14 protein-coding genes are annotated in these 17,877 nt (G+C 71.0%); 1 reads left to right on the top strand and 13 read right to left on the bottom strand.

The genetic code is table 11. The features are described 5' to 3' along the window. Nucleotides 1-400: 400 nt before the first annotated feature. From FS641_RS11440 to otsA, 13 genes are all read right to left on the bottom strand, one after another. On the bottom strand, nt 401-1,171 hold the full coding sequence (locus FS641_RS11440; RefSeq protein WP_144763805.1) for a fumarylacetoacetate hydrolase family protein: 771 nt from the start codon (nt 1,169-1,171) through the stop codon (nt 401-403). A 30-nt stretch (nt 1,172-1,201) separates the two neighbouring features. Further along, nucleotides 1,202-2,326 carry a branched-chain amino acid aminotransferase gene (locus FS641_RS11435; protein WP_144763803.1) on the bottom strand — a complete coding sequence of 375 codons (1,125 nt, stop codon included), beginning with the start codon at nt 2,324-2,326 and terminating at the stop codon, nt 1,202-1,204. Nucleotides 2,327-2,341: 15 nt separating this feature from the next. After that, a complete protein-coding gene (locus tag FS641_RS11430) occupies nt 2,342-3,415 on the bottom strand; it encodes a 3-isopropylmalate dehydrogenase (RefSeq protein WP_144763801.1) in 1,074 nt (357 codons plus the stop codon). Nucleotides 3,416-3,424: 9 nt separating this feature from the next. Continuing rightward, nucleotides 3,425-5,014, bottom strand: coding sequence for a phosphoglycerate dehydrogenase (gene serA / locus FS641_RS11425; RefSeq protein ID WP_144763799.1), 1,590 nt, complete (start codon nt 5,012-5,014; stop codon nt 3,425-3,427). A 154-nt stretch (nt 5,015-5,168) separates the two neighbouring features. Next, the gene (locus FS641_RS11420; protein WP_144763797.1) at nt 5,169-5,546 is read right to left on the bottom strand and encodes a hypothetical protein; all 378 of its coding nucleotides are present in this window, start codon (nt 5,544-5,546) and stop codon (nt 5,169-5,171) included. Further along, on the bottom strand, nt 5,543-6,007 hold the full coding sequence (locus tag FS641_RS11415) for a hypothetical protein (RefSeq protein ID WP_144763796.1): 465 nt from the start codon (nt 6,005-6,007) through the stop codon (nt 5,543-5,545). Before FS641_RS11415 ends, FS641_RS11420 begins: the two co-directional genes overlap by 4 nt. 48 nt (nt 6,008-6,055) lie before the next feature. After that, on the bottom strand, nt 6,056-7,246 hold the full coding sequence (locus FS641_RS11410; RefSeq protein WP_144763794.1) for a mannitol-1-phosphate 5-dehydrogenase: 1,191 nt from the start codon (nt 7,244-7,246) through the stop codon (nt 6,056-6,058). Between the two features lie 213 nt (nt 7,247-7,459). Further along, nucleotides 7,460-8,485: a ketol-acid reductoisomerase gene (ilvC, locus tag FS641_RS11405; RefSeq protein WP_144763792.1), complete on the bottom strand. Its 1,026-nt coding sequence runs from the start codon at nt 8,483-8,485 to the stop codon at nt 7,460-7,462. A gap of 43 nt (nt 8,486-8,528) precedes the next feature. Next, complete coding sequence (gene ilvN / locus FS641_RS11400) at nt 8,529-9,029, bottom strand: acetolactate synthase small subunit (RefSeq protein ID WP_144763790.1); 501 nt, start codon at nt 9,027-9,029, stop codon at nt 8,529-8,531. Next, nucleotides 9,026-10,849, bottom strand: coding sequence for an acetolactate synthase large subunit (locus FS641_RS11395; RefSeq protein WP_144763788.1), 1,824 nt, complete (start codon nt 10,847-10,849; stop codon nt 9,026-9,028). The genes ilvN and FS641_RS11395 overlap by 4 nt, the downstream gene beginning before the upstream one ends. Nucleotides 10,850-10,894: 45 nt before the next feature. Next, nucleotides 10,895-12,589, bottom strand: coding sequence for a dihydroxy-acid dehydratase (ilvD, locus tag FS641_RS11390; RefSeq protein WP_144763785.1), 1,695 nt, complete (start codon nt 12,587-12,589; stop codon nt 10,895-10,897). 154 nt (nt 12,590-12,743) lie between these two features. Then, on the bottom strand, nt 12,744-13,541 hold the full coding sequence (otsB, locus tag FS641_RS11385; RefSeq protein WP_144763783.1) for a trehalose-phosphatase: 798 nt from the start codon (nt 13,539-13,541) through the stop codon (nt 12,744-12,746). Beyond that, on the bottom strand, nt 13,534-15,189 hold the full coding sequence (gene otsA / locus FS641_RS11380) for an alpha,alpha-trehalose-phosphate synthase (UDP-forming) (protein WP_395879430.1): 1,656 nt from the start codon (nt 15,187-15,189) through the stop codon (nt 13,534-13,536). The genes otsB and otsA overlap by 8 nt, the downstream gene beginning before the upstream one ends. Nucleotides 15,190-15,259: 70 nt before the next feature. On the opposite strand from otsA, the gene FS641_RS11375 reads away from it, so the two are divergent. Beyond that, nucleotides 15,260-17,836 carry a hypothetical protein gene (locus FS641_RS11375; protein ID WP_144763779.1) on the top strand — a complete coding sequence of 859 codons (2,577 nt, stop codon included), beginning with the start codon at nt 15,260-15,262 and terminating at the stop codon, nt 17,834-17,836. The last annotated feature ends 41 nt before the right edge of the window (nt 17,837-17,877 follow it).

The raw sequence follows: 17,877 nt of genomic DNA, 5'->3' as shown, positions 1-17,877 counted from the left end.
GCACGGGGTCAATAAATTGGCATTGACAATGTGCACGCTGTTGAGTTCTCAAGGACCAGACGCGCCGAGCTTCTTCTCCGGTGAGGGAATGCCCGCTCGGGCAACTTCGGTACTGTACCACTACTTCAGTGGCGGTCTGGCGACCGGCTTCATTGGAGTGGGTGGTCCCGCTTGAGGTCGGCGTGGTCCGGACTGCATCGCTCGGGGCTTTCGCTCCGGGTGACCGTCTCGGCGTCTCCGCCGCACCTTTGGGGTGACGAGTAAGAACTCTACGCACGATCCACGGATCGGGCAAACCGAGCCTGCACGACGGCGTGTCGCCCGGAATCTCGGGGAACACGTGTCGGACAACGACGACGGCCCCGCATCCGGGTGGATGCGGGGCCGTCATGGCTCTCGGTCACTTGCGGGCGATGACCGGGTTCTTCAGCGTGCCGATCCCCGAGATGGTGACCTCGACGACCTCGCCGTCGCGGATCTCCCCCACGCCGGCAGGGGTGCCGGTGAGGATGACGTCTCCGGGCAGGAGCGTCCAGATCGACGACACGAACTCGATGAGCTCGGGGATGTCGTGCACCATCTCGCTGGTGGAGGCCACCTGGCGCAGGTCACCGTCGACGCGGGTCTCGAGTCGGATGTCGGACGGGTCGATCTCGGTCTCGATCACGGGGCCGAGCGGGCAGAAGGTGTCGAAGCCCTTCGCACGGGTCCACTGACCGTCGCGGGCCTGCAGGTCACGGGCGGTGACGTCGTTGGCGATCGTGTAGCCGAGGATCACACTCGCGAAGTCCTCACGGCGGACGTTCTTCGCCAGGGAACCGATCACGACGGCGAGTTCGCCCTCGTGGTCGACGCGACCGACCCCCTCGGGCAGCCGGATCGGGTCTTCCGGTCCGATCACCGAGGTGTTCGGCTTGAGGAACACCACGGGGTCGTCACTCGAGACGTCGTCCATCTCGTCCGCGTGCTCGGCGTAGTTGAGCCCGACGCCGATGACCTTGGAGCGCGGGATCACGGGTGCGAGGAGCTTCGCCTCGGACAGGGGCACCCGCTCCCCCGTGGTCTCGAACCCCTGGTACATCGGGTCCCCCGCGAGCACCACCAGCGCGCGCTCGTCGAGGATGCCGTACCGGGGGTCTTCACCCTTGCTGCTGAACCGTGCGATCTTCACCGTTCGACCCTACCGACGCCCGAGCCCAGATCAGGACGCGTCGGTCAGCTTGGTCATCCACCCGTGCGGGTCGGGACGACGGCCGGACTGGATGTCGGTCAGTTCCTCGCGGAGGGACATCGTCAGCTCCCCGGCACCGACGGTCGGCGACCCGATCGTGAACCCGTCGCCGCGGAGCTCGGCGATCGGGGTCACCACGGCGGCGGTCCCGCACGCGAACGCCTCGGTGATCGAGCCGTCCGCCACACCGTCACGCCACTCGTCGAGCGTCACGCGACGCCGCTCCACGGTCAGGCCGCGGTCCTCGGCGAGCTGCAGGATCGAGTCGCGGGTGATGCCCTCGAGGATGGAGTCCGAGTCCGGGGTGACCAGCGTGCCGTCGGCCTTGACCAGCACGACGTTCATGCCGCCGAGTTCCTCGAGGTACCTGCCCTCTTCGGAGTCGAGGAACATCACCTGCTGGCAGCCGTGCTCGTAGGCCTCCTGCTGCGGCAGGAGCGACGCAGCGTAGTTCCCGCCGGTCTTCGCCGCGCCCGTCCCGCCACGACCCGCGCGGGCGTAGTTCGTCGACAGCCAGATCGACACGGGCTTCGGGCCGGACGTGAAGTACGCGCCGGCCGGGCTCGCGATGCAGTGGTACGCGACGGCCTGCGCGGCCCGCACCCCGAGGAACGACTCGGTCGCGATCATGAACGGGCGGAGGTACAGGCTCGTCTCGGGCGCCGAGGGCACCCAGTCGACGTCGGTCTGCACGAGCTGGCGGATCGACTCGACGAACACCTCGACCGGGAGCTCCGGGAGTGCGAGACGGCGAGCGGAGCGCTGGAAGCGCCGGGCGTTGGCGTCGGGCCGGAACGTCCACACCGAGCCGTCGGCGTGCCGGTACGCCTTGAGCCCCTCGAAGATCTCCTGCGCGTAGTGCAGGACACTCGCGCTCGGGTCGAGGGACAGCGGCCCGTACGGGTGGATCGACGCGTCGTGCCAGCCGTCGTCGAGCGTCCACTCGACGGTGGCCATGTGGTCGGTGAAGTGCTTGCCGAAGCCGGGGTCGGCCAGGATCGCCTCACGCTCGGCCTCGGCGCGGCGCGCAGGCGAAGGGGTGCTGGCGAACTCGAGTCCGAAGACCGGCTCAGGACGGACCGTGTCGGTGCTCATCGGTGTGGCTCCTTCTCAGGCAGTGGTGGTGTGCGCCGTGGCCGCGGCGGCGATGGCGTCGCCGATCTCGGCCGTACGGCGCTCGGTGGTGCCCCGGTCAGCCAGGTCGGCCTCGACCGCCCGCGTCACCGCCGCCGCCAGGTCCCCACGACCGATGTGGTCGAGGAGGAGCGCGACGGAGAGGATCGCGGCCGTCGGGTCGGCCTTCTGCTGGCCCGCGATGTCCGGCGCGGATCCGTGGACCGGCTCGAACATGCTGGGGAAGGTGCCGTCCGGGTTGATGTTCCCCGAGGCCGCCAGACCGATGCCGCCGCTGATCGCGCCGGCCAGGTCGGTGATGATGTCGCCGAACAGGTTGTCGGTGACGATGACGTCGAACCGGGCGGGTTCGCGCACCATGTGGATGGTCACCGCGTCGACGTGCTGGTAGTCCACGGTGACGTCCGGGTACTCCTGCCCGACCGCCGCGACGGTGCGCTGCCAGAGTGCGCCGGCGTTGACGAGGACGTTGCTCTTGTGCACGAGGGTCAGGTGCTTCCGGGGCCGGCGGTCCGCCAGGGCGAACGCGTACCGAACGGTGCGCTCGACCCCGTGCGCGGTGTTCAGGGAGACCTCGGTCGCGATCTCGTGGGGCGTCCCCACGCGGATCGCCCCGCCGTTGCCGACGTACGGGCCCTCGGTCCCCTCGCGGACCACCACGAAGTCGACGTCGCCCGGCGCCACGAGCGGCGTGGCGACGGCGTCGTACACCTTGGTGGGCCGCAGGTTGACGTAGTGGTCGAACGCGAACCGCAGCTTCAGCAGCAGGCCGCGCTCGATGATCCCGCCGGCCAGTCGGGGGTCGCGGGGGTCACCGCCGACGGCGCCGAGCAGGATCGCGTCGTGCGACGCGACGGCGGCCATGTCCTCGTCGGTCAGGACGTCGCCGGTCTCGAGGTACCGGGTCGCGCCGAGCGCGAACGGGGTCTCCTCGACCACGAGGTCGTCCGGGACGACGGCGTGCAGGACCTTGAGGGCCTCGTCGACGACCTCCGGCCCGATGCCGTCGCCGCGGATGACCGCCAGCCGGAGCGTCTGCGTCTGCGTCATGGCGCCTCCCTAGAGCGTGATGTCGATCTCGCGGAGCGAGGAGGCGTCGATCGTCGACCGGACGTGCTCGAGGATCTCCGCCGGCACGGGCGAGTCGACGGTGAGGACGCTGAGCGCCTTGCCGCCGGCCGAGTGCCGGGCGATCTGCATCGCGGCGATGTTGATGCCGGCCTCGCCGAACTCCTTGCCGTAGACCGCGACGATGCCGGGCCGGTCGGTGTAGTCCATCACCACGTGGTGCGCGTCGAGCGCGACCTCGACGTCGTAGCCGTTGATCTCGACGAGCTTCTCGACCTGCTTCGGCCCCGTGAGCGTGCCGGAGACGCTGATCGCCGGGCCGTCGGACTGCGCGCCGCGGATCGTGAGGACGTTGCGGTACTCGGGGCTGTCCGCGTCGGTGATGAGCCGCACGGAGACGCCGCGCTGCTCGGCGATCAAGGGCGCGTTCACGTAGGAGACCTGGTCGCTGACGACGTCGGTGAAGACGCCCTTGAGCGCCGCGAGCTTCAGCACGCTGACGTCGTACTGGGCGAGCTCACCGTGGACCTCGACGTCGATGCTCGTGACGGGCGAGGTCGCCAGTCCGGTGAAGACCTGACCGAGCTTCTCCATGAGCGGGATGCCGGGGCGCACGTACGGGTCGATGACACCGCCGGCGACGTTGACCGCGTCCGGGACGAGTTCGCCGCCGAGGGCGAGCCGCACCGACTTCGCGACGGACACACCCGCCTTCTCCTGCGCCTCGTCGGTCGAGGCACCGAGGTGCGGCGTGACGACGACGTTCGGCAGGGCCACGAGCGGCGAGTCCGTGGGCGGCTCCGACACGAAGACGTCGAGGCCGGCGCCGGCGATCTGGTCCGTGGTGAGCGCCCGGTACAGCGCGTCCTCGTCGACGAGGCCACCACGCGCGACGTTCACGACGAACGCGGTCGGCTTCATGATCGCGAACTGCTCGTCGGAGATCATGCCGAGGGTCTCCGGCGTCTTCGGCATGTGGATCGTCACGAAGTCGGCGCGACGGAGCAGGTCGTCGAGTGCGACGAGCTCGACGCCGAGCTGCTGCGCGCGGGCGGTCGTGACGTACGGGTCGTACGCGATGACCGAGACCCCGAAGGCCTGCAGCCGCTGCGTGATGAGCGCGCCGATGCGCCCGAGCCCGATGATGCCGACGGTCTTCTCGTAGAGCTCGACGCCGGTGTAGGCGGAGCGCTTCCACGCCCCGGCCGCCAGCGATGCGTGTGCGGCCGGGATGTGCCGCGCGAGCGACAGGATGTGTCCCACGGTCAGCTCGGCCGCCGAGATGATGTTCGACGTCGGCGCGTTGACGACCATGACGCCGGCGGTCGTGGCCGCCTTGATGTCGACGTTGTCGAGGCCGACGCCGGCACGGGCGACGACCTTCAGGTTCGGCGCGGCGGCGATCGCCTCGGCGTCGATCCTGGTGGCGGACCGCACCAGGACGGCGTGCGCGTCGGCGAGGGAGGCCAGGAGTGCGGGGCGGTCGGTGCCGTCCACGTTCCGGATCTCGAAGTCGGGCCCGAGGGCGTCGACCGTGGCGGGCGAGAGTTCTTCGGCGATCAGGACGACCGGCTTCGGCACAGCTGCTGTTCCTCACACGAGACGGGTGGTGTACCACCATCGTATCGACGCGTGCGGACCGTTACGACCGCTGCGGCGGCCGTGGGCCTGCTGGCCACCGGACGGGAGGCCCGCGGCGGCGCCGCCGCGGGCCTCCTGGCCGGTGGGTGGTGCCTCAGGAACCGATGCGGAGCGTTGAGGAGACGTACTGCAGCAGGGTGAACCAGAGCGCGGACACCGCGCACAGCGCTGCGACGAAGACGACGACCGTGCGGACCACGTCCATCCGGCGCGAGACCAGCCATGCGGCCACGAAGGCGACCGGCGCGATGAGCACGTCCACGACCAGGGCGACCCACGGGGTGCCCGTCTCGAGGCCCTTGCCGCCGTTCTGCCGGACGAACGCGTTGAAGTCGGACACCGACTTCGAGACACCGACCAGGTTGCCGACGGCCTGCCACGTCACGAATGCCAGGAACACGGCGGCGAGGGCCCAGACGACCAGCTTGCCCGGGCTGACGATCCGCGGGCGCTCGGTCACCGCCCCGCTCACCCGAAGCTCCTGGTCATGATGAACGGCCACGGGATGAGCACGACCGCGCCGACGAGCAGCCAGGTGAACTTCGTCCGGTTGCGGCTGCCCTGGCCGAGCCACAGCGTGGCCGCGAACCAGAACGCCGGCGCCATGATCGCGAGCACGCGCATGAGCTCGCTCATCACGCCGACGGCGCCGGAGCCGGCGACCGTGAGCAGGCTGGCGCTGACGAGCCAGGCGACCGTGTAGAGCAGGTAGAGACCGCCGAAGACGCCCATGCCGATGAGCGCGCCCGAGCCGAGCGGCTCCTCGACGTCGCGATCCCGCTGCGCCTTCACGCGGACCGGGTTGTGCGCGGCGTCGACGTGGGTGGCGTCGTCGGCGTCGCCCCACTGCAGCGCTGCGTCGTCCTCGTGGTCGAGCGCGCCGTCCGGCGGGGACGCCGCAGCGCCGTCGTGTGCGGGAGGTGCCGGGGTCATGCCGTCGATTCTACCGGGCGGGACGGGGCCACCGACCTGGTCCGACGCTCAGACGTCGGCGGCCTCGGACTCGAGGACCTCGGCCACGACGTCGCGGACGGCCGGGAAGAGCGGGTGGCTCTCCATCAGGCCGGTGAGGATCTCGGTGAGCGCGTGGGCCGTGGCACCGGACCGCAGCAGGGCGTGCAGCTCGATCGACTCCGGGTCGTCCTGGTCGTCGAACGCCAGGGCGACACGGACCGCACCGACGAGGTGTTCGACCGGCAAGCCGCGCTCGGCGAGCTGGGCGGCCGGCCCGACGAAGCGCTCGCGACGCCCGAGCTTGCGCAGCGGGTTCCGTCCGACACGCGCCGTGGTGTCCGGCAGGTGCGGGTTGGCGATCCGGGAGAGGTTCGCGGCGACGTACCGCGCGTGCTCCGCGGGGTCGAAGCCGTGCTTGGCGATGAGGAGCGCGGTGGTCTCCGCGAGGACGCCGTCCACCTCGGCGCGGACGGCGGTGTCCTCGAGGGCCTCGCGGATGAGCCGGATGCCCCGCACGAAGCCGTGGTACGCCGCGGTCGCGTGGGCGGTGTTCACGGTGTAGAGCTTCCGCTCGACGAACGGCTGCAGGTCGTCGACCCACGTCACGCCGTCGATCTCCGGCGGCTCGGAGTCGGACGTGGCGAAGGGCGTGCGCTCGATGACCCACTCGTAGAAGGGCTCGAGTACGACGTCGAGGCCGCCGGACTGGCCGAGGACGCCGGACTGGTCGGGGACGATGCGGTCGATCGCGCAGTTCGCGAACACCGCGGCGATGTCCCGGTCCTCGAGGATCGGTGCACGGCGGATGCTCGCGTGCAGCGAGTCGGTCGCGTTGAGGGCGTTCTCGCAGGCGACGATCGTGACGTCGCCGCGGTCGAGCGAGCGGGCGGCGAGCCCCTCGGCGATCACCGGCGCCACGAGCGGCAGCGTCCTGGCGCCGACCGCCGTGGTGACGACGTCGGCGTCGGCGATGGCACGGACGACCGCGTCACGCTCGGTCTTGCTGTTCAGCGCGCGGAACCCGTGGACGAGGTGCTCGACGGGCATCTCGCCGACCTCGTGCACGACGAAACGGCCGCTCTCGTTGAGGGCGCGCACGACACGTTCGTCGACGTCGACGAAGGTGAGCTCGTACCCGCTGGCCACGAGGAACTGGCCCACGAACCCGCGCCCGATCTTGCCGGCGCCGATGTGGACCGCTCGCTTCGTCACCGCCATCCGTCGATCATCCCACGTCGTTCGGTCCGGTCCTGCCACCGCGCAGGCCGCACGGGCGACGTCTGCCGGGGAGCGCGCGGCGCGTCGCCGCGGAGACGCCGGTTCACGGCGTCGGGGGTGCTGAAGAGCTGCTGCATGAGGTTCGGGTCACATCGAGAGGCGGCGGCACGGGGGTCCGCACCGCCGCCTCGTCGTCGAGTGGTCTCGGGAAGACTACCGCGCCGCCGAACCGTCGACGTAGTCGGAGTCGGACTGCTTCCACGCGAACAGCTTGCGGAGCTCGCGACCGGTGGCCTCGATCGGGTGCCCCTCGCCCTTCTCGCGCAGGGCCGTGAACTCCGGGGCGCCGGCGTCCTGGTCGTCGATGAAGCGCTTCGCGAACGTGCCGTCCTGGATGTCGGCCAGCACGGCCTTCATGTTCTCCTTGACCTCGGGCGAGATCACGCGCGGGCCGGAGACGTAGTCGCCGAACTCGGCGGTGTCGGAGATCGACCAGCGCTGCTTGGTGAGGCCGCCCTCCCAGATGAGGTCGACGATCAGCTTGAGCTCGTGGAGCACCTCGAAGTAGGCGATCTGCGGCTGGTAGCCCGCCTCGACGAGGGTCTCGAAGCCGTACTGGATGAGCTGGGAGGTACCACCGCAGAGGACGGCCTGCTCACCGAACAGGTCGGTCTCGGTCTCCTCGGTGAAGGTGGTCTTGATGCCGCCGGAGCGGAGGCCGCCGATGGCCTTCGCGTAGGACCACGCGACGTCCCAGGCGTTCCCGGAGGCGTCCACCTCGACGGCGACGATCACCGGGACGCCACGGCCGGCCTCGTACTCGCGGCGCACGGTGTGACCGGGGCCCTTCGGCGCGACGAGCGACACGTCGACGCCCTCCGGAGCCTCGATGTAGCCGTAGCGGATGTTGAACCCGTGGCCGAAGACGAGGGTCGCGCCCTGCTTGAGGTTCGGCTCGATGTCGTCCTTGTAGACGATCCGCTGCACCTGGTCCGGCGCGAGGATGACGACGACGTCAGCCCACTTGGTCGCCTCGGCGGGGGTGTGGACCTCGAAGCCGGCCTCTTCGGCCTTCTGGCGGCTCTTCGAGCCCTCCTTGAGGCCGATCTTGACCTCGACGCCGGAGTCGCGGAGGTTCAGGGCGTGGGCGTGGCCCTGCGAGCCGTAGCCGATGACCGCGACCTTCTTGCCCTGGATGAGGCTGAGGTCGGCGTCGGCGTCGTACACGATGTCAGTCACGGTGCGTGATCTCCTTGTTGGTGGTTCGTTCGGCGGGCGGCGCTCAGCGCACCCGGTCGGTGATGCTCTTCGGTCCGCGGCCCATGCCGAGCAGGCCCGCACGGGCGAGCTCCTTGATGCCGTAGGGCTCGAGCACGCGGAGGATCGCCTGGATCTTGCCGGGGTCGCCGGTCACCTCGACGATGAGCGAGTCGTTCGCGACGTCGACGACCTGGGCGCGGAACAGGTTCACTGCTTCGAGCACGGCCGAGCGCGTCTGGTTGTCGACACGGACCTTCACGAGCATGTGCTCGCGCTGGACCGACTGCGAGAAGTCGAGTTCGACGATCTTGATGACGTTGACGAGCTTGTTGAGCTGCTTGGTCACCTGTTCCAGGGGCAGGTCCTCGACGTCGACGACGACCGTGATGCGGGACAGGCCCGCGACCTCGGTGTTGCCCACGGCGAGCGACTCGATGTTGAACCCGCGGCGGGCGAAGAGCCCCGCGACGCGGGTCAGCAGGCCCGGCTTGTCCTCGACGAGGAGGGAGAGGACGTGGCTCATGCGGGGTCTCCCGTCAGGTCGGCGTCCTCGGCGTCCCAGCTCGGGGCGTGTTCGCGGGCGTACTGCACGGACGAGTTGCCCACGCCCTGCGGCACCATCGGCCACACCATCGAGTCGCGGCTGACCACGAAGTCGATGACGACGGGCCGGTCGTTCGTCGCGAGGGCGAGTTCGATCGCGGCGTCGACCTCGTCCTCCTTCTCGACGCGGATGCCGAGGGCACCGTACGCGTCGGCGAGCTTGACGAAGTCCGGCACCCGGCGCGACTGGTGCCCCGTCTCGAGGTCGGTGAAGGAGTGCCGGCCGTCGTAGAACAGCGTCTGCCACTGCCGCACCATGCCGAGCGAGGAGTTGTTGATGATCGCGACCTTGATCGGGATGTCGTTGATGACGCAGGTCGCGAGTTCCTGGTTCGTCATCTGGAAGCAGCCGTCGCCGTCGATCGCCCAGACCACGCGGTCCGGTTCGGCGACCTTCGCGCCCATCGCGGCGGGGACGGCGTAGCCCATCGTGCCCGCACCGCCGGAGTTCAGCCACGCGTGCGGACGCTCGTACTTGATGAACTGTGCCGACCACATCTGGTGCTGTCCGACGCCGGAGGCGTAGACCGCCTCCGGGCCGGTGAGCTCGCCGATGCGGGCGATGATCGCCTGGGGCGCGAGGAGGCCGTCCTGCGGCGGGGCGAAGCCGAGCGGGAAGTCCGTGCGGATCTGCTCGAGCCGGCTCCACCACGACGCCGTCGACGCGCGCTGGTCGGTCGGGACGCCGGCCCACGCGTCGGTGAGGTCGACGAGCACCTCGCGGGCGTCGCCCACGATCGGGACGTCGGCGAAGCGGATCTTCGAGATCTCGGCGGGGTCGATGTCGACGTGCACGACCTTCGCGTCCGGTGCGAACTCGTCCACCTTGCCGGTCACGCGGTCGTCGAACCGGGCACCGAGCGCGATGATGAGGTCGCTCTCCTGCAGCCCGAGGACCGCCGGGACGGTGCCGTGCATGCCGGGCATGCCGAGGTGCTGCCGGTGTGAGTCCGGGAAGGCGCCGCGGGCCATCAGGGTCGTCACGACGGGGGCACCCGTGGCCTCGGCGAAGGCCAGCAGCTCGGCGGTCGCGCCGGAGCGGACGACCCCGCCACCGACGTAGAGCACCGGGCGGCTCGACTCGGCGAGGAGCTGCGCGGCGGCGGTGATCTGCTTGCCGTGCGCCTTCGTCACCGGCCGGTAGCCGGGCAGGTCGATCTTCGGCGGCCAGACGTACGGCGCCGAGTTCTGCTGCGCGTCCTTCGTGATGTCGACGAGCACCGGCCCCGGGCGCCCCGTCGTCGCGATCTGGTACGCGGCGGCGATGGTGGCCGGGATCTCGGCCGGGTCGGTCACGAGGAACGAGTGCTTCGTGATCGGCATCGTGATGCCGACGATGTCGGCCTCCTGGAAGGCGTCGGTGCCCATCAGGGTCGAGAACACCTGCCCGGTGATCGCGATGAACGGAACCGAGTCCATGTAGGCGTCGGCGATCGCGGTGACGAGGTTCGTCGCGCCGGGGCCGGACGTCGCGATCGCGACCCCGACCCTGCCCGATGCGGACGCGTAGCCCTCGGCGGCGTGGCCGGCGCCCTGCTCGTGGCGGACCAGGATGTGGCGGATGGTCTTCGACGCCATGAGCTCGTCGTAGAACGGGATGATCGCGCCGCCGGGCAGGCCGAAGACGTCGGTGATCCCGAGGTGCTCGAGCGTCCGCAGGACGGCTCCCGAGCCGGTCAGGACCTCCGGCGTGCGACGCGCTCCGGTGGCCGCGGACAGCGGTGTGGCTTCCGTGGGCATGCAGGGTTCCTTGCCTGGAGAGGTGGCGATGGCGGGTGTCGAACGCTAGCCCGTGACCGCGCCCTTGGCGGCGGACTGGACGAGCTTGGCGTACTTCGCGAGGACTCCGCGGGTGTAGCGCGGGGGCAGCGGCGCCCAGCCGGCACGGCGGGCTTCCAGCTCAGCCGGCTCGACCAGTAGGTCGAGCGAACGAGCCGCGATGTCGACACGGATGCGGTCGCCATCGCGCACGAAGGCCACTGGACCTGCGTCCACTGCCTCCGGTGCGATGTGGCCGATGCACAGGCCGGTTGTGCCGCCTGAGAATCGACCGTCGGTCAAGAGTAGTACATCCTTGCCGAGGCCAGCACCCTTGATGGCGGCGGTGATCGCGAGCATCTCGCGCATACCAGGACCGCCCTTGGGCCCCTCGTAGCGGATGACCACCACGTCGCCCTTCTGGATCCGACCCTCGGTCAGGGCGTCCATCGCGGCACGCTCGCGGTCGAACACGCGGGCGGGACCCTCGAAGACCTCGGCGTCGAAGCCGGCGGTCTTCACGACCGCGCCCTCGGGGGCGAAGGACCCCTGCAGGACGGTCAGACCGCCCGTGGCGTGGATCGGGTTGTCGAGGGTCCGGAAGACCTCACCGTCGAGCTCCGGCGGGTCGATCTCGGCGAGGTTCTCGGCGAGGGTCTTGCCCGTCACGGTCATGACGTCGCCGTGCAGCAGACCGGCCTCGAGCAGCGCCTTCATGACGACCGGGATGCCGCCGTTGCGGTCGACGTCGACCATGACGTACTTGCCGAAGGGCTTCATGTCGGCCAGGTGCGGGACCTTCGAGCCGATGCGGTTGAAGTCGTCGAGGTCCAGCTCGACCTCGGCCTCGTGCGCGATCGCCAGCAGGTGCAGCACCGCGTTCGTCGACCCACCGAGTGCCATGAGCACGGTGATCGCGTTCTCGAACGCCTCTTTCGTGAGGATCTGGCGCGCGGTGATGCCGAGGCGGAGCATGTTCACGACGGCCTCGCCCGAGCGGTGGGCGTAGTAGTCGCGACGCCGGTCGGCGCTCGGCGGGGCGGCCGATCCCGGCAGCGACATGCCGAGGGCCTCGGCCAGGCTCGCCATCGTGTTCGCGGTGTACATCCCGCCGCAGGCACCCTCGCCCGGGACGATCGCACACTCGATCTCCTTGAGCTCCGCTTCGCTCATGGTGCCGGCCTTGCACGCACCGACGCCCTCGAAGGAGTCGATGATCGTGACCTCCTTCATGGTGCCGTCCGCCTGCTTGACGTAGCCCGGCATGACCGACCCGGCGTAGAGGAAGACGCTGGCGAGGTCGAGGCGGGCCGCGGCCATGAGCATCCCGGGGAGCGACTTGTCGCAGCCGGCGAGCAGCACGGTGCCGTCGAGGCGCTCCGCGTTGACGACGGTCTCGACGCTGTCGGCGATGACCTCACGCGAGACGAGGGAGAAGTGCATGCCCTCGTGGCCCATCGAGATGCCGTCGGAGACGGAGATGGTGCCGAACTGCAGCGGGTACCCGCCGCCGCCGTGGACGCCCTCCTTGGCGCCCTGGGCGAGCCGGTCGAGGCTCAGGTTGCAGGGGGTGATCTCGTTCCACGAGGAGGCGATGCCGATCTGCGGCTTCTCCCAGTCCTCGTCCCCCATCCCGACGGCCCGCAGCATGCCACGCGAGGTGGTTGCTTCGATCCCGTCGGTGACGACTCGGCTGCGCGGCTTCACGTCGATGTCAGGCATGGAGCGAGTCTAGGACCGATTGGGATACCAGTCGTGCACCTCCATGCATGCGCATGTTCCGGACGGGAGGCGCGGCTCGGCTCCGTCAGCGCGTCGCTTGACGCAACCTCCGTCGCAGGCTCCTGCGGGGCGCGTCGCGAATCGCTGGCGCGATTCACCGAGCAAACCGCGCCCGTGCGAGCTGCTTCAGGACGTCGGTGAGGGCCGCCGGGTCGGCCACGCGATGGCGGGCCATGGTCTCGCCCTCCCCCACCTTCACGCCGACGTCACCGTCGCCGAGCACCCGGAAGGCGTCCTCGTCGGTGACGTCGTCGCCGGCGAAGAACACGGCGTCCGCGCCGCGCAGTTCGCGCAGCCGGTCGATCGCGTCGCCCTTGGTCACGTGCCGGACGGCGAACTCCAGGATGTCCTTGCCGCCGCGCTCGAGCACGTCCGCGTCGGCGTCGTGCGCCGCAGCGCTCGCGGCGGCGTTCGCCTCGGCCGCGACCTCGGCGCTCACCCGACGGGTGTGCACGCCGTGGCCGGCGGGCTTGTGCTCGATGACGACGCCGGGGAACCGCTCCCCCACGGCGTCGAGCGCGGCGCCGACCCGCGCGACGCGCTCCTGCTCGTCCGCCGACAGGGCGTCCTGGTCGTGACCGTCGACGCGCCACTCCACGCCGTGCGACCCGATCAGCGCCATCCCGTCCGGCGCGTGCGAGACCGCCGCGAGGGAGTCGAGCGGGCGACCGGACACGAGGGCGACCTCGGTGCCCTTCGCCCGCTGCAGCGTCAGGACCGCGGCCCAGCTCCCCGGCAGGGCGCCGACGTGGCCGGGGTCGTCGGCGAACGGCGCGAGCGTGCCGTCGAAGTCCAGCGCGACCACCAGCGTGTCGGCGGTCGCGAGGCGCTGGAGCGCCTCGTCGAGCCCTGGAGTCGCCGTCTCGTCGACGTGCGTCGCGTCGTCACGCATCACGGGCCTCCCGGGTGTCCTCGGCGGCACGCGCGGTCTGCGCGTCCTGATCGAAGATCGACATCGAGTCGGTCTGTGCCTCGCGATGCCGGTCCGCCGGGTCCGTGGCGGACGGGTCGATCCGCGCAGCGCGGGGTGCGTGCCGGTCGAGCGCCTCGAGGAACGAGCGCGACCAGCGCGCCACGTCGTTGTCCCGCACCCGCTTGCGGAGCGCGCGCATCCGCGTCGACCGCTCGCGCGCCGGCATCTCGATCGCACGCTGGATCGAGTCCTTCAGGGCGCCGATGTCGTGCGGGTTGATGATCACGGCCTGCTTGAGCTCGTCGGCGGCGCCGGCGAACTCGGACAGGATGAGCACGCCGTCGTTGTCGAACCGGGTCGCGACGTACTCCTTGGCGACGAGGTTCATGCCGTCGCGGAGCGCGGTCACGAGCATGATGTCCGCGGCCAGGTAGAGCGCCACCATCTCCTCACGCGGGTAGCCGTGGTGCAGGTAGGAGATCGGCTGGTGCCCGATGGTGCCGAGGTCGCCGTTCAGCCGTCCGACGCTCAGCTCGATCTCGTCACGCAGGGTCTTGTACGTGTCGACGCGCTCGCGGCTCGGGCTGGCCACCTGGACGAGCGTGGCGTCCTCGACCGCGATGCGGCCGTCCTGCACGAGTTCGCCGAACGCCTTGATCCGGTGGCGGATGCCCTTGGTGTAGTCGAGGCGGTCGACGCCGAGCAGCACCGTCTTCGGGTTGCCGAGGCCCTCGCGGATCTCGCGGGCACGCTCCTGCACCTCCGGACGGCGGGCGATCTCCTCGAAGCTCTCGGCGTCGATCGAGATCGGGAAGTGCCGGGCCTCGACGTGGCGGACCGTGATGCCCTTGCGGCTCCGCGGTGCGTCCGGGTCGTCCACCGGGACGTCGATCATCGTGCCTTTGGTCGTGTAGCCCTTGATGTGTCGGACCGCGCGGAGGAAGTCGCTCGCGTCGTCGTGGCGCTGGAAGCCGATGACGTCGGCGCCGAGCAGGCCGTCCAGGATCTGCGCGCGCCACGGCAGCTGGGCGTAGATGCCGACCGGCGGGAAGGGGATGTGGTTGAAGAAGCCGATCGTCAGGTCGGGACGGAGCTCGCGGAGCAGGGCCGGCACGAGCTGGAGCTGGTAGTCCTGCACCCACACGATGCCGTCCTGCTCGACGATCGCGGCGATCTGCTCGGCGAAGCGCCGGTTCACGCCCTTGTAGGAGTTCCACCAGTCGCGGTGGTAGCTCGGGTGCTCGATGACGTCGTGGTACAGCGGCCACAGGGTGTCGTTGCTGAAGCCCTCGTAGTACTCCTCGACCTCGCTCGTGCTGAGCGGCACCGGCACGATGTGGATGCCCTCGTTGTCGAAGGGGTCGACCTCGACGTCCGGCTGCCCCACCCAGCCGACCCAGGCACCGTCGTTCGCGCGCATCACGGGCTCGAGCGCCGTGACCAGTCCACCCGGCGAGTGCCGCCAGCCCTCGTTGCCGTCCTCGTCCACCACGCGGTCGACGGGCAGACGGTTCGAGGCGACGACGAAGGAGTACTTGGCGGAGGAACCACGGGGTGTTGACACGGCACCGACGGTACCAGCGCACCGTCGGGCGGTCCCGACGGCCCCGGTTCCGGTACGCTGCATCCCGTGTCGGGGGGACACGGTGCGCGGGAGGGGCCTGCGCACGACCGCCCGGCCGGAGAGGACTCCCGCCGTGAGCACCACCCCGTCCGTCCCGCCACGAGAACCCGACGCCCTCGGGCGGCTGCTCCGCTCGATCGGCGGTCGCGACTGGCTCGCCGCCGCCGTCGCCGGCCTGGGCGCATGGGTCGCAGCCTACGTCGTCGCGGGCCTGTCCCTGCTGCTGACCGTCGCGGTCCTCGCGGTCGGCGGCTCCGACTCCTCGTTCGGCGGCGGGTCCCTGCCGGACACCGGCTCGGCGACCCCGGCACCGGATCCGCAGGCCCTGCTCTCGGGCATCAGCGTGCTGCTCGGTGCCCCCGCGCAGCTCGTCGCCCTCGCCGACTTCGGTCGGCTCCACCTGTCCGGGTCGGTCCCGCTCTTCGGCATCGCGGGCTCCGCCTCGCTCGGCGTCGTGCCGGCGCTGGTGCTCGCGGCGCAGGTCGTGATCGCCGTCGTGCTCACCCGCCGCATCCGGACCCGCACCGCCGGGCTGCCGCAGCTCGTCGTCACGTCGGTGCTCACCGGGCTGGTGCTCACCGCCTGCACGACGCTGGCGGCACTCGTGCTCGCGATCCGCTTCCCGGCGACGTCCGGGGTGTCCATCGGTGCCGTGCACGCCGTCGGGATCGGGAGCGTCCTCGGGGCCTTCGCCGTCGGCGCGCTCTCCGCGTTCCTCGCCCGGCCGTCGGCGCTGACGGGCGGGCGCGTGCTCGCCGGGCGGCTCCTCGGCACCGTGCGTGTCGCGGTGGGCCAGGTCGCGGTCGTCGTCGCCCTCGTCGTCGTCGCACTGCTCGTCATCGCGTTCGTGGTGCAGCCGTCGTGGGGGTCGGCCCTGCCGCTCGTGCTCGGGAACCTCGCCCTCGCGATCGCGTCGATCGGCTTCCTCGGCGGCATCGGCGTCGCCGGGTTCGGCAGCGGCGCCCAGACCGCGTCGGTGTTCGGGTCGTCCGGCTGGCTGTGGCTCGTCGTCCTGCTCGTCGTGGTGACCGCCGTCGCCGCCGGGTTCGCGCTCGCGGTCCGACGGAACGACCGTGCCCGGACGACGCTCGACTGGGTCGTGTCCCCGCTGGCGTGGCTCCTCGTCGGACTCGTCGTGTTCGTGCTCGGCACGGGGGTGTTCTCGTACTCGGCCACCGGTTCGAGCACGGTCGGCGGCGCGGGGTCGATGGGCGTGGCCCCCTGGACGCCGGTCGTGTTCGCCGCCTGGGGTGCAGCGATCGAGGCGGTCGCGCGGTACCTCGCCCCCGTGGTGCTCCCCCGCGTCGCGCCCCGGGTGCTCATCGTGACGTCGCGGTTCGTCGGAGCGGACCCGCAGCCCGCGGCGTCCGGCTGGCCGGTGCCCGGCGCGGTCGGCCCGGTGCCCGGTGCGGCCGGGCCCGTGCCCGGCCCTGCCGGGCCGGCGTCCGGCGTGGCAGGGCCCGTGTCCGGCGCCGCCGCGCCGGTGTCCGACGCTGCCGAGCAGCCTGCGGCCGGGACGGTCGACCAGCCGACGACCGGCGTGCCGGCGTCCTGGAGCAGCGTCGACGGCGTCGTGCCCGACGGCACGCCGCACGGGACCGCGCCGTCGGCCGGCAGCACCGGGCCGTTCGTCGGACCGGGTGCGACGGCACCGTTCATCGGTGCGGGTGCGGCGACCCCGGCCGCGCCGATGTCGCCGCGTGCGAAGAAGGTCCTGGTGCGGTCGCTCGTCGCCGGCGGGGCCGTGGTCGTCGTGCTCATCGCCGGCGCCGTGACGGCCGGCGTGCTCCGGACGAACGTCTGGGGACCGGCTCCGACCGTGCGCAGCTACGTCGACGCGATCGCCCACGGCGACGCGGGCACCGCCGACCGGATGAGCGAGGTGTCCGGCGCGGCGCGGATGCTCGACGCCGCCGTGCTGAAGAGCGCGACCGACCGTCCGACCGACGTGCGCGTGGGACGGGTCACGACGACCGGCGACCGCGCGGTGGCCACCGTGAGCTACCGGCAGGGTGGCAAGAACCGGTCGGGGCAGGTCGAACTCCGTCGCACCGGGACGACCTGGCTGGTGCACGACGAGTGGCGCGTGACGACGCCGCTGGCCCAGGAGGTGTCGATCACCGCAGCGGACACCCTCGAGGGCGCCCCCGTCTCGGTCGGCGGCGAGCGCGTCGGCAAGATCGAGGACGGCACCTTCCGGTCGATGGCCTACCCGGGCACCTACCGGGTCGAGGTGGGCGGGACGAAGTACTTCACCGGCGGGACGAAGACCGTCGCCGTCGGCGGTTCGGCGAGCCCGTACGTCGACTTCGCCCCGAAGGCCACGGACCAGCTCACGAAGGACGCGGAGGCGTTCGTCACGGACCAGATCACCACGTGCGCCGCGAAGACCGACGTCGACGCGCTGAGCGGCTGCCCCTGGTACGGCCCGTACGACGCCGACGGCCCCGTCCACTACCAGGTGACGACGATGCCGAAGCTCGCCGTCGAGGCGTCCGGTTCCGGCAGCATCCGGGTGACGAGCACGTCCGACGGGGTGATCGGGTACGACTACACGTCGTTCTTCGGGGACAGCGGGCACCAGGAGGACACGTTCGACGTGCACGAGTACCTCGAGGTGCGCGACGGGAAGCTGGTCTCGGCGTACTGACGCTCCCTGTACGGACTGCGCGCCCGGCCGGGTCCGTCCCG

The organism is Curtobacterium sp. 9128 (genome assembly GCF_007673775.1).
Lineage (GTDB): Bacteria > Actinomycetota > Actinomycetes > Actinomycetales > Microbacteriaceae > Curtobacterium.
The sequence above is the reverse complement of the archived record's forward strand: the minus strand, read 5'-3'. Positions and strand labels throughout refer to the sequence as shown.

Bases quoted from the DNA above. Each gene is read 5' to 3' on its own strand.
- FS641_RS11435 (WP_144763803.1), bottom strand. From the start codon at position 2,326: ATGAGCACCGACACGGTCCGTCCTGAGCCGGTCTTCGGACTCGAGTTC.
- FS641_RS11430 (WP_144763801.1), bottom strand. From the start codon at position 3,415: ATGACGCAGACGCAGACGCTCCGGCTGGCGGTCATCCGCGGCGACGGC.
- FS641_RS11415 (WP_144763796.1), bottom strand. From the start codon at position 6,007: ATGACCCCGGCACCTCCCGCACACGACGGCGCTGCGGCGTCCCCGCCG.
- FS641_RS11410 (WP_144763794.1), bottom strand. From the start codon at position 7,246: ATGGCGGTGACGAAGCGAGCGGTCCACATCGGCGCCGGCAAGATCGGG.
- ilvN (WP_144763790.1), bottom strand. From the start codon at position 9,029: ATGAGCCACGTCCTCTCCCTCCTCGTCGAGGACAAGCCGGGCCTGCTG.
- FS641_RS11395 (WP_144763788.1), bottom strand. From the start codon at position 10,849: ATGCCCACGGAAGCCACACCGCTGTCCGCGGCCACCGGAGCGCGTCGC.
- ilvD (WP_144763785.1), bottom strand. From the start codon at position 12,589: ATGCCTGACATCGACGTGAAGCCGCGCAGCCGAGTCGTCACCGACGGG.
- otsB (WP_144763783.1), bottom strand. From the start codon at position 13,541: ATGCGTGACGACGCGACGCACGTCGACGAGACGGCGACTCCAGGGCTC.
- otsA (WP_395879430.1), bottom strand. From the start codon at position 15,189: ATGCAGCGTACCGGAACCGGGGCCGTCGGGACCGCCCGACGGTGCGCT.